The sequence below is a fragment of the Cupriavidus nantongensis genome, assembly GCF_041726985.1.
Taxonomy (GTDB): Bacteria; Pseudomonadota; Gammaproteobacteria; order Burkholderiales; family Burkholderiaceae; genus Cupriavidus; species Cupriavidus nantongensis_A.
Genome location: NZ_CP168303.1, coordinates 3031528 through 3043274 on the forward strand (window position 1 = coordinate 3031528; position 11747 = coordinate 3043274).

Consider the following 11747-nt stretch of genomic DNA (forward strand, 5'->3'; position numbering starts at 1 on the left):
TACGTTTAGCTCAAGAACGCGCCGCACGCCCTCTTTCCGGCCGTGTGCAGCCTTGTCCGCAAGCTTGCCGCACCACGGTCCGCAACCGGGGCGGAATTCCCTTACGCTCCAGCCAACTCTGCCGACAAGCGGCACCGCGCTCAGCCATCGCCTGCAGCGCGGGCCGAACAAGAGGACCGACATGACCGAACTGGAATTCAAATCGCTGGCCGACCAGGGCTACAACCGCATCCCGCTGATCGCCGAGGCCTTTGCCGACCTGGAAACGCCGCTGTCGCTGTACCTGAAGCTGGCCCAGTCGCAGACCCGCGGCGTCAACACCTTCCTGCTGGAATCGGTGGTGGGCGGCGAGCGCTTCGGCCGCTATTCCTTCATCGGTCTGCATGCGCGCACGCTGCTGCGCGCCTATGGCAACCGCACCGAGGTGGTGACCGACGGCAAGGTGGTGGAGACCCACGAAGGCAATCCGCTCGACTTCATCGCCGCGTTCGAGCAGCGCTTCAAGGTGGCGCTGCGCCCTGGACTGCCCCGCTTCTGCGGCGGCCTGGCCGGCTACTTCGGCTACGACGCGGTGCGCTATATCGAGAAGAAGCTCGCCCACACCCAGAAGCCCGACGACCTGAACCTGCCCGACATCCAGCTGCTGCTGTGCGAAGAGCTGGCGGTGATCGACAACCTGTCGGGCAAGCTCTACCTGATCGTCTACGCCGACCCGACCACGCCCGAGGCCTATTCGCGCGCGCGCCAGCGCCTGCGCGAGCTGCGCATGAAGCTGCGCCAGCCGGTCGACGTGCCGGTGACCAGCCCGTCGGTGCAGACCGAGGTCTACCGCGAATTCGCCAAGGCCGACTACCTGGCGGCCGTGCACAAGGCCAAGGAGTACATCATGGCCGGCGACATGATGCAGGTGCAGATCGGCCAGCGCCTGGTCAAGCCCTACCGCGACGCGCCGCTGTCGCTGTACCGCGCGCTGCGCTCGCTGAATCCGTCGCCGTACATGTACTTCTATAACTTTGGCGATTTCCAGGTAGTCGGGGCCTCGCCGGAAATCCTGGTGCGCCAGGAAGAGCGCAAGGTCGGCACCAACGGGGAGACCCGCAGCGAACACATCGTCACCATCCGCCCGCTGGCCGGCACGCGCCCGCGCGGCAATACCCCGGACAAGGACGCGCAACTGGCGACCGAGCTGCTCAACGACCCGAAGGAGATCGCCGAGCACGTGATGCTGATCGACCTGGCGCGCAATGACATCGGCCGCATTGCCGAGACCGGTTCGGTCAAGGTCACCGACAAGATGGTGATCGAGAAATACTCGCACGTGCAGCATATCGTCAGCTCGGTCGAAGGCACCCTGCGCGAGGGCATGAGCAACCTCGACGTGCTGCGCGCGACCTTCCCGGCCGGCACGCTGTCGGGCGCGCCCAAGGTCCATGCGATGGAGATCATCGACGAGCTCGAGCCGCGCAAGCGCGGCATCTATGGCGGCGCGGTGGGCTACCTGTCGTTCGGCGGCGAGATGGACCTGGCCATCGCCATCCGCACCGGCATCGTCAAGGACGGCAACCTCTATGTGCAGGCCGCCGCCGGCATCGTCGCCGACTCGGACCCCGAAGCCGAATGGAGGGAAACCGAGGCCAAGGCGCGCGCCGTGATCCGCGCCGCCGAGCAGGTCCAGGATGGCCTGGACTCCGACATCTGAGAGAACAGGAGACAGACGCCATGCTGCTGATGATCGACAACTACGATTCGTTCACCTACAACCTGGTCCAGTACTTCGGCGAACTGGGCGTGGACGTGCGCACCTATCGCAACGACGAAATCACCATCGAGGAAATCGAGGCGCTGAAGCCGGACCATATCTGCGTGTCGCCCGGCCCGTGCAGCCCGAAGGAAGCCGGCATCTCGGTGGCCGCGCTGCAGCACTTCGCCGGCAAGATCCCGATGCTGGGCGTGTGCCTTGGCCACCAGGCCATCGGCGAAGCGTTCGGCGGCAAGGTGATCCGTGCCAAGCAGGTGATGCACGGCAAGGTCAGCACCATCGAGACCACGCAGCAAGGCGTGTTCAGCGGGCTGCCCAAGCACTTCGACGTGACGCGCTATCATTCTCTGGCGATCGAGCGCGAGACCCTGCCCGATTGCCTGGAAATCACCGCCTGGACCCCGGACGGCGAGATCATGGGCGTGCGGCACAAGACGCTCGCCGTCGAAGGCGTGCAGTTCCATCCCGAGTCGATCCTGTCCGAGCACGGCCATGCGATGCTGGCCAACTTCGTCAAGGCGCCGCGATGAGGCTGCTCGATTCCGCGCCTGCCAGCCCCCAACACGCCATCCAGACTGTCAACGAGAACGCCATGATCACGCCGCAAGAAGCCCTGACGCGCTGCATCGAACACCGCGAAATCTTCCATGACGAAATGCTGCACCTGATGCGGCAGATCATGCAGGCGCAGATCTCGCCGGTGATGGCCGCTGCGATCCTGACCGGGCTGCGCGTCAAGAAGGAAACCATCGGCGAGATCTCCGCCGCCGCGCAGGTGATGCGCGAGTTCGCCAACAAGGTCGCGGTGAAGGATCGGCAGAACTTCGTCGATATCGTCGGCACCGGCGGCGACGGCTCGCACACCTTCAATATCTCGACCGCGTCGATGTTCGTCGCCGCCGCCGCGGGGGCGAAGATCGCCAAGCACGGCAACCGCGGCGTCAGCTCCAAGTCGGGCAGCGCCGACGTGCTGGAGGCGCTCGGCGTCAACATCATGCTGACGCCCGAGCAGGTCGGCCAGTGCATCGAAGAGACCGGCATCGGCTTCATGTTCGCACCCACGCACCACCCGGCAATGAAGAACGTCGCGCCGATCCGCAAGGAAATGGGCGTGCGCACCATCTTCAATATCCTGGGGCCGCTGACCAACCCGGCCGATGCGCCCAACATCCTGATGGGCGTGTTCCACCCCGACCTGGTCGGCATCCAGGTGCGGGTGATGCAGCGCCTGGGCGCGCAGCACGCCATCGTGGTCTACGGCAAGGACGGCATGGACGAGGTCTCGCTCGGCGCCGCGACGCTGGTGGGCGAACTGAAGGACGGCGAGGTGCGCGAGTACGAGATCCACCCCGAGGACTTCGGCCTGTCGATGATCTCCAACCGCGGCCTGAAGGTGGCCGATGCCGCCGAATCAAAGGCCATGCTGCTCGAGGCGCTGTCCAACGCGCCCGGCACGCCGCGCGAGATCGTGACGCTGAACGCGGGCACCGCGCTGTACGCCGCCAACGTGGCCGATTCGGTCGAAGACGGCATCCGCCGGGCGCGCGAAGCCATCGCCAGCGGCGCGGCCCGGCAGAAGCTCGACGCCTTCGTGCGGGCCACGCAGCAGTTCAAGTAAGAGACGCCGATATGTCCGACATCCTCCAGAAAATCCTGGCTGTAAAGGCCGACGAAGTCGCCGCCGCGCGCAAGCGGCGCGACCTGCCCAGCCTGCGCGCCGAGGCCGAAAGCCTGCGCACCGAGGCCGGCTTCGCCCCGCGCGGCTTCGAGCGCGCGCTGCGCGACAAGATCGCCGGCGGCCACGCCGGCGTGATCGCCGAGATCAAGAAGGCGTCGCCGTCGAAGGGCGTGCTGCGCGAGCAGTTCCTGCCCGAGGCCATCGCCGAGAGCTATGCCGCCCACGGCGCAGCCTGCCTGTCGGTGCTGACCGACGAGCATTTCTTCCAGGGCCACGCCGACTACCTGAAGCGCGCCCGCGGCGCCTGCCCATTGCCTGCTCTGCGCAAGGACTTCATGGTCGACTTGTACCAGGTCTATGAAGCGCGCAGTTGGGGCGCCGACTGCATTCTGCTGATCGTCGCGGCGCTGGATCCGGGACTGATGGCCGAGCTGGAAGCCTGCGCGCACGAGCTCGGCATGGACGTGCTGGTGGAAGTCCATGGCGGCGACGAACTCGACGTGGCGCTGCGGCTGAACACGCGGCTGCTGGGCGTGAACAACCGCAACCTGCGCACGTTCGAGGTGTCGCTGGACAACACCCTCGAACTGCTGCCGCGCATGCCGGCCGACAAGCTGGTGGTGACCGAGTCCGGCATCCTCGGCCCCGCGGACGTGCAGCGCATGCGCGAGGCCGATGTACACGCGTTCCTGGTGGGCGAGGCGTTCATGCGGGCGAAGGATCCGGGGGTGGAGTTGGCGCGGTTGTTTGGTTGATTCCTCCCGCCATGCCCCAGGAAATCGAACTCAAACTCGCCGTCCCCGACGCCGCCCTGGCCCCGCTGGCCGCCTGGCTCGACGCCAACGGCCAGCCGCAAGGCGAAGCCACGCTGCTCAACGTCTACCTCGACACGCCCCGGCGCGACCTGGCGCAGGCGCGCGCCGCGCTGCGCCTGCGCCGCAAGGGCGCGCAGTGGCTGCAGACGCTGAAGACCGCTGGCAGCAGCCAGGGCGGCCTGGCCACGCGGCATGAGTGGGAGACCGCCATCGCCGGCGACGCCATCGAGCTGCAGGCCTTTCCCGCCGAGGCGCAAGCCGTGCTGGCGCCGATGATCGGCAGCCTGGCGCCGGTGTTCCGCACCGACTTCATCCGCCGCAGCTGGATCGTCACGCAGGACGGCGCGCGCATCGAAGCCGCGCTAGACATCGGCACCATCACCGCGCCGGCCAGTACCGCGCAGGAGCGCATCCAGGAACTCGAGCTGGAATGGCTCGATGGCGATGCCGCGCACGCCGCCGATGCGCTGCGCGCCTTCGCCGCGCGGCTTGCCGCCGTGGCGGCACTGGCGCCCTCGGACCTGAGCAAGGCGGCGCGCGGCTACCGCCTGGCCGGGATCGCCGAGGGCAAGGCGTCATAATCGCGGTTTTCCCGCCGCGCATTTCCCGCATGCAAGCCGATCTCTTTGCCGCCGAAGCGCCCCGCGCTCCCGGCGAACCCCCTCCCGCCGCCAGCCTGCAAGCGCAGGCCGATGCCTTGCCCGCCGCCTGGCGCGCCTTGCTCGAGCCTTGCATCGCCGTGCCGGCGTGGCGGGAGCTGGCCGCCTTCGTCGACGGCGAACGCGCCGCCGGCAAGCCGGTGTTCCCGCATCATGTCTTCCACGCGCTGCACCTGACGCCGCCCGAAGCGGTCAAGGTGGTGATCCTGGGTCAGGACCCGTACCACGGCACCGGCACGGTCGGCGGCGTCGAGCTGCCGCAGGCGCACGGGCTCGCCTTCTCGGTGCCGGCAGGCGTCAAGGTACCGCCCAGCCTGCGCAACATCTTCAAGGAAATCGCCGCGGAATTCGGCGCCGACGGCAACTGCCCGCCGTGCACCTCCGGCAACCTGGAAGGCTGGGCGCGCCAGGGCGTGCTGCTGCTCAATACCGTGCTGACGGTCGAGCAGGGCCAGGCCGCCAGCCATGCGCGACGCGGCTGGGAAGCCGTCACCGATTGCCTGATCCAGCACCTCGCTGCCAGCCAGCCCAACCTGGTGTTCATGCTCTGGGGCAGCCATGCGCAGGCCAAGAAGCCGCTGCTGGGCGCAGGCCACTGCGTGCTGGAAGCGCCGCACCCGTCGCCGTTGTCGGCGCACCGGGGCTTCCTCGGCTGCGGCCACTTTCGCGAAGCCAACCGCTGGCTGGAAACGCACGGGCGCACGGCGATCGACTGGACCGCCGCCTAGCAAGCTGAACCGCTAGACCGTGGGCCGGAACTCGAAGCCGGCAAACTCCCCTTCCCCGCGCCCGACTTCGACGAAGCTCACCTGCGCCGCCGGCGGGCCGGTTTCCATCCACGCCTGCAGCGCTTCCAGCTGTTTGACCGTACCGTGCGCCATCACCTCCACGGTGCCGTCGGCGCGGTTGCGTACCCAGCCGCCCAGTCCTAGTTCATCCGCCGCGTCGGCACAGGCGGCGCGATAGCCCACGCCCTGCACGCGCCCGTGCGCGACCAGGCGCCAGGTTGCCTTGTTCATGGTGTGTTCCCAGTGAGCGCACGCGACGCGCGCGCGTTGTGTCATCGACACCAAGTAAACTAGACCGCCATGCCGGGCGTTACCAGTGGATGCGCGCCGCCCGGCGTGATCAGCATGAAGCCGGCGGCATGCGGGCTTTGCCATTGTCCGCCGGGGCCGCGAAGCCGGGGCAGGCCACAAGCCTTCGCCCTGCAAGCTCGACACAGCCCAACAAAGCCGGACAAGCGCCCATGATGCCACCCGCCAACCGCAACGCGGCCCAGCCCGCCCCTGGCTTCGACAGCCAGCTGCTGCGCGCCCCGCCCAACCGCTTCGACCTGGCGCTGCTGCCCATCATCCTGGCCGTGATCGTGATGATCGCGTTCGCCGCGCAGCAGATGAATGTCCCGTTCCGGCCCGACCGGCCGCTCGCGGTGCACCTGGACGTGGCCTACCTGCCCTACTACCTGATGCGCACCAGCATCCGCATGCTGGCCGCGCTGGCGGCGTCGCTGCTGTTCTCGCTGGCCTTTGCCGCGCTGGCGTCCAAGAGCCGCACCGCTGAAAAGGTGCTGGTGCCGGCGCTGGACATCCTGCAGTCGATCCCGGTGCTGGGCTTCCTGTCGATCACCGTGACCGGCTTCATCGCCCTGTTCCCTGGCAACCTGGCGGGGGTGGAGTGCGCGGCGATCTTTGCCATCTTCACGTCGCAGGCCTGGAACATGGCCTTCAGCCTGTACCAGTCGTTCCGCACCATCCCGGGCGATCTGCTCGAGGCCGCGGCCATGTTCCGGCTGTCCGCCTGGCAGCGCTTCTGGCGGCTGGAAGTGCCATACGCCATGCCGGGGCTGCTGTGGAACATGATGATGTCGATGTCGGGCGGCTGGTTCTTCGTGGTCGCGTCCGAGGCGATCTCGGTATCGGGCCACGATATCCGGTTGCCCGGCATCGGCTCCTATATCGCGCTGGCGATCCAGCTGCAGGACCTGGCCGCGATCGGCTGGGCCATCGTGGCGATGCTGGTAGGCATCCTGCTGTACGACCAGTTGCTGTTCCGCCCGCTGGTGGCCTGGGCCGACCGCTTCCGCTTCGAGACCCTGGCGCAGGACAAGCTGCCGCAGTCGTGGCTGCTGGACCTGCTGCGCCGCTCGGCGTGGGTGGGCGCGCTGCTGGCGCAGGCCGCCGCGCTGGCAGCGCGCACGCTGGCGTGGGGCGCGCGCACGCGCACGCCGGCACCGGCCCGCGCGCTCGATCCGCGCCGCGCGCTATGGCTGGGCCGGGCGCGCGACGCCGTGATCGTACTGGTGGCGCTGGCCGCGCTGCTGCGCGTCGGCTATTTCGTCCACAGCGAGGTGGGCTGGGCCGAAGTGGTCCATGTGCTGTGGCTGGGCACGCTGACCATGCTGCGGGTGATTGTGCTGATTGCGCTGGCGGCGCTGGTGTGGGTGCCGATCGGCATCCGCATCGGCCTGAATCCCGAGCTGGCCCGCATCGCCCAGCCCGTGGCGCAGTTCCTGGCGGCGTTCCCGGCCAACCTGATGTTTCCGCTGGCGGTGATGCTGATCGCGCGCTTCGGGCTGAATCCGGAGATCTGGCTGAGCCCGCTGCTGATCTTCGGCACCCAGTGGTACATCCTGTTCAACGTGATCGCGGGGGCGTCGGGCATCCCCACCGAGCTGAAGCTTGCCGCGCGCAACTTCGGCCTGCGCGGCTGGCTGCTGTGTAAGCGCTTCCTGATTCCGGCGGTGTTCCCCAGCCTGCTGACGGGGCTGGTCACGGCCGCGGGCGGCTCGTGGAACGCCAGCATCGTGTCCGAATACGTGACCTGGGGCGACCGCACCATCGTCGCTACCGGGCTCGGCAGCTATATCGCCGAGACCACCGCGCGCGGCGATTTCCCGCGCATTGCGCTGGGCATTGGCGTGATGGCGCTGTTCGTGGTGGGCTTCAACCGGCTGTTGTGGAACCGCCTGTACCAACTCGCGCAGGAGCGCACACGCCTGTAAGGCAACGATGGCAGAGAACATTGCACCCTCCACCGCCGCGGCGGTGATCGAACTGCGCGGCGTCGGCAAGATCTTCCGCACCGCCAGCCAGAGCGACCGCGCCGTGCTCGAAGGCGTGGACCTGACGCTGCGCGAGGGCGAGATCGTCGCCATGCTGGGCAAGTCCGGCTCGGGCAAGTCCACGCTGCTGCGCATCATGGCGGGGCTGGTCGGCGCCGACCGCGGCGAGGTGCGTTTTCGCGGCCAGCGCCTGGCCGGTACCGCTGAGGGCATCGCCATGGTGTTCCAGTCGTTCGCGCTGTTCCCGTGGCTGACGGTGCAGCAGAACGTCGAGCTCGGGCTGGAGGCGCAGGGCGTGCCCAGGGCCGAGCGCGAGCGCCGCGCCGAGGCCGCGATCGACATGATCGGCCTGGCTGGCTTCAACAGCGCGCTGCCGCGCGAGCTGTCGGGCGGCATGCGCCAGCGCGTGGGGATTGCGCGCGCGCTGGTAACCGAGCCCGACCTGCTGCTGATGGACGAAGCCTTCTCGGCGCTGGACGTGCTGACCGGCGAGACCCTGCGCGACGAGATGCTGGCGCTGTGGCAAAGCGGGCGCGCCAACATCAAGAGCATCCTGATCGTTTCGCACAATATCGAGGAAGCGGTGATGATGGCCGACCGCATCGTGATCCTGTCGAGCGACCCCGGCCGCATCCGCGCCGAAGTGCCGGTGGCGCTGCCGCGCCCGCGCAACCGCGACAGCGCGCAGGTGCGCGCGCTGGTCGATCAGATCTACGCACTGATGACGGCCCCGGCGGTCGAAGCGCGCGTGCCGGCGCCGGCGCGCGAGATCGGCTACCGGCTGCCGGACGCCGACATCAGCCAGATGGAAGCCATCCTCGACCTGCTGTGCGAGGCGCCCTTCCACTGCCGCGCCGACCTGCCCCACCTGGCCGACGAGGCCGGCCTGACCGACGACGAACTGCTGCCGGCCTGCGAGGCGCTGCAACTGGTGCAGCTGGTGTCGATCGAGGCCGGCGACATCACCGCCACCGACGCCGGCCGCGCCTACTACGCCGCCGGGCCGCAGCAGCGCAAAGCCATCTTCGGCCGGCAACTCCTCGCCAACGTCGCGCTGGCCGCGCATGTGCGGCGCGAGCTGGTGGCGAGCGAAAGCGGCGAGATCGGCGAGGAACAGGTGCTCGAAGAACTGGAGCAGTTCCTGAAGCCGGAGGAGGCCGAACGCGTGCTGAGCGTGGCGATCGGTTGGGGGCGGTATGGGGAGATTTTTGAGTACAGCTATAACAGCGGGGTGCTGACGTTGCCGGAGGATGAGGGGGCGGGGCACGGCGCTTAATCTTGCTGCTGGTTTGCTCCCCTCTCCCGCAAGCGGGAGAGGGGAGAAAACAATCGGCTGCGGATCCCTATGACCGCGCCCGCATCGCCCTGCCAATCGCCCCCGTGCGCAGCGCAATCTTGGCCGCATCCTCGCGCAGCGCGCGCAGCCGGCGCTCCAGCACCGCATTGGCAGGACGGCCAGTGGAGCTTGACGTCGCCCCCACCTGTTCGCTCGACTCGCCTGCCGCGGCGGCCTGCACCAGCGTATCGGTGCGGCGCTTGTCGGCGGAATCGGCCAGGCGCGCGCGGCGTTCCGCGGCGGCGTCTTCGGCGGCCTCGGCCGCATCGGGCGTGACGGTTTCTACCGCCGGTTCAGGCGCCGCCTCGGCTGCAACCGCCAGCGCCTCGCCCCCGGCTCCCGCAGGCACCGCGTCCTTGCGTTCCACCGGCGCCTCCATCGCGCTGCGGATAAAGCCGGCGCCGCGGCCGCCGCCGCGCTCGTCGGCGTGCAGGCGCTCGCTGGCCACCTGCAGGCTGTGGCTGGCGGCCTCGGTGGCCTGCTCGATCGCGGCCTCGGCGGCGGGGATATCGAGTTCCTCGTAGTGCTGGCGCACCTGGATGCGCGCCGCGGCCACATGCGCGGCCACGAGGTAGTTCTGCACGATGAAGCGGTTCAGGTTGTCGACCGCGCGATGCCGGCTTTTGGGCTCGTCCAGCATGCGCTGGAACGACGAGATCAGCGCCGACAGGTTGTCCATGAACTGCTTGCGCTGCACGCGGTAGGCGAAGTCATCCTTGGCCCGGCGCAGCAGCAGGTCACGCGTGGCGGCGATATAGCGGCGGTTGGCCTGTAGCACGTTTTCCACCAGCTTGGGGATGGCGCGGTATTCCCAGCTCGGCAGCACGAAGCTGAACAGCGATGCGATGATGCCGCCGATGACCGTGTCCACCAGCCGCTCGCCCGCCACGGTGGGACTGTTCGGCATCAGCAGGTGGATCTGGATCAGCACCTGGATGCACGCGGCAATCGCGGTATATCGGTACTTGATGGTGACGAACGCCGCGCTGGCCACCAGCGACAGGAACAGCACGCCCAGCAGGATCAGCGGCTGGTGCACCACCTTCAGGATCGCGACCGAGACCACGCAGCCGATCAGCGTGCCGATCACGCGGTCGTTGTAGCGCTGCTTGGTCATGCTGAAGTTGGGCTTCAGGATCACGATGATGGTCAGCAGGATCCAGTAGCTGTGCGACACGTAAGGCAGGCGCTCGGCGATCCACAGCCCCAGCGCCACCGCCATCGACACCCGCAGCGCAAAGCGGAACGCCGGCGAGCGCCACTTCAGGTTGTCGCGCAGCACGCTCAGCTCGTATTTCTGGCGCGTCAGGAACGGCGTCATGTCGGAGCCGGGCAGCACCTTGGCCGGTTCCACCGGCGTGCGCGAGGCCTCGTGCAGCTGGCCGATCAGCGTGATCGCGCCGCGCATCATGTCGAGCGTCTCGACCAGCGCAGTCATCGCCGCCGGGTTGATGTGGTGGTGCCGCAGCTGCGCGATTTCCGCCTCGACCGCGCGCAGGCCCTGGCGGTATTCCACCGTGGCGTACGAGCCGCGCCCGCGCGTGACCTCGTAGGCGATCTCTTCCACGTCCTTGCACATCTGCATCACCAGCCCGCGCAGGTGGTCCAGCACCGGCGTGCCGGCGAAGGTCTGGCGCAGCATCGGATAGTCGGTGTTGGTCGACAGGATGTACTCGTACAGGTCGAGCATGCGCAGGTGCACCTGCACCAGCAGCCCGTCGTGCGGGGTGCGGTTGCCGCGCAGCACCAGGTCGCGCGCGGCCTGCTGGCGCTCGGCGACCACGATCTGCTGGCGCACCAGCTGGTTGAACTGGGCCTCGAAGTCATTGCCGGCGTCGTAGAAACCGGCCTTGATCTCGAGATAGCCGGCCAGCTCGTACAGCGATTCGGCCAGCACCTGCTGCCGGGTACGGCGCTCGGTGACCCAGCTCACCAGCATCGCGTAACCGAGATAGGCCACCGCGCCGACGCTGAACAGCGCCGCATGCTCCAGCGCGCGCCGCACCAGGAAGTCTTCGTTGATGGTGAGCGTCATCACGAACAGCGCGGCGAACTGCAGCGGCAGCGTCTTGTTGCCGTACACCGTCATCATGCCGGCCATGAACGTCACCAGCACCAGCAGGAACGGCATCACGCGCGGGAATGGCGTGGCCAGCGCCACCACCAGCGTGACCACGCTGCACAGCAGCACGCTGGCCAGCATCTCGTTGAACTTGTGGCTCAGCGGGCTGGGCAGGTCCATCAGGCTGGTGCACAGCGCGCCCATCGACACCACCATCGCGGTGGGCAGGTCGCTGAAGTGCAGCGCGATCAGCGTCGCGCCGATCACGCCCGTGGCCGAGCGCAGCCCCCGGTACACATAGTGCGAATACAGGAAGGTGCGGGGATCGTGCGCGTATTGCATGCAGCGGAGTCGGTGGACTGCGGTGGCGTGGT

Annotated in this window: 10 protein-coding genes; 8 read left to right on the plus strand and 2 right to left on the minus strand. The window is 68.2% G+C overall.

What is annotated here, in order from left to right:
- Positions 1-181: 181 nt before the first annotated feature.
- From trpE to ACEI37_RS25295, 6 genes are all read left to right on the plus strand, one after another.
- A complete protein-coding gene (gene trpE / locus ACEI37_RS25270) occupies positions 182-1699 on the plus strand; it encodes an anthranilate synthase component I (RefSeq protein ID WP_373378620.1) in 1518 nt (505 codons plus the stop codon).
- A 20-nt stretch (positions 1700-1719) separates the two neighbouring features.
- Complete coding sequence (locus ACEI37_RS25275) at positions 1720-2289, plus strand: aminodeoxychorismate/anthranilate synthase component II (RefSeq protein ID WP_373378621.1); 570 nt, start codon at positions 1720-1722, stop codon at positions 2287-2289.
- A 62-nt stretch (positions 2290-2351) separates the two neighbouring features.
- Positions 2352-3377, plus strand: a complete 1026-nt coding sequence (gene trpD, locus ACEI37_RS25280) for an anthranilate phosphoribosyltransferase (RefSeq protein WP_373378622.1) — start codon at positions 2352-2354, stop codon at positions 3375-3377.
- An 11-nt stretch (positions 3378-3388) separates the two neighbouring features.
- Entirely contained in the window at positions 3389-4192 is an 804-nt protein-coding gene (trpC, locus tag ACEI37_RS25285; protein WP_373378623.1) for an indole-3-glycerol phosphate synthase TrpC, read from the plus strand.
- Positions 4193-4203: 11 nt separating this feature from the next.
- Positions 4204-4833 carry a CYTH domain-containing protein gene (locus ACEI37_RS25290; RefSeq protein ID WP_373378624.1) on the plus strand — a complete coding sequence of 210 codons (630 nt, stop codon included), beginning with the start codon at positions 4204-4206 and terminating at the stop codon, positions 4831-4833.
- A gap of 29 nt (positions 4834-4862) precedes the next feature.
- Positions 4863-5639 (plus strand): uracil-DNA glycosylase, encoded by a 777-nt coding sequence (locus ACEI37_RS25295; RefSeq protein WP_373378625.1) that lies wholly within the window; start codon positions 4863-4865, stop codon positions 5637-5639.
- 12 nt (positions 5640-5651) lie between these two features.
- Here ACEI37_RS25295 and ACEI37_RS25300 read toward each other — a convergent pair whose 3' ends face one another.
- Positions 5652-5930: an acylphosphatase gene (locus ACEI37_RS25300; protein WP_111521768.1), complete on the minus strand. Its 279-nt coding sequence runs from the start codon at positions 5928-5930 to the stop codon at positions 5652-5654.
- 230 nt (positions 5931-6160) lie between these two features.
- Here ACEI37_RS25300 and ACEI37_RS25305 point away from each other — a divergent pair, with 230 nt between their 5' ends.
- Both ACEI37_RS25305 and ACEI37_RS25310 read left to right on the plus strand, forming a co-directional pair.
- Positions 6161-7915, plus strand: coding sequence for an ABC transporter permease (locus ACEI37_RS25305; RefSeq protein WP_373378626.1), 1755 nt, complete (start codon positions 6161-6163; stop codon positions 7913-7915).
- Between the two features lie 7 nt (positions 7916-7922).
- Positions 7923-9251 (plus strand): nitrate/sulfonate/bicarbonate ABC transporter ATP-binding protein, encoded by a 1329-nt coding sequence (locus ACEI37_RS25310; RefSeq protein WP_373378627.1) that lies wholly within the window; start codon positions 7923-7925, stop codon positions 9249-9251.
- Positions 9252-9318: 67 nt separating this feature from the next.
- Here ACEI37_RS25310 and ACEI37_RS25315 read toward each other — a convergent pair whose 3' ends face one another.
- The gene (locus ACEI37_RS25315; protein WP_373378628.1) at positions 9319-11715 is read right to left on the minus strand and encodes an FUSC family membrane protein; all 2397 of its coding nucleotides are present in this window, start codon (positions 11713-11715) and stop codon (positions 9319-9321) included.
- Between the last annotated feature and the right edge of the window lie 32 nt (positions 11716-11747).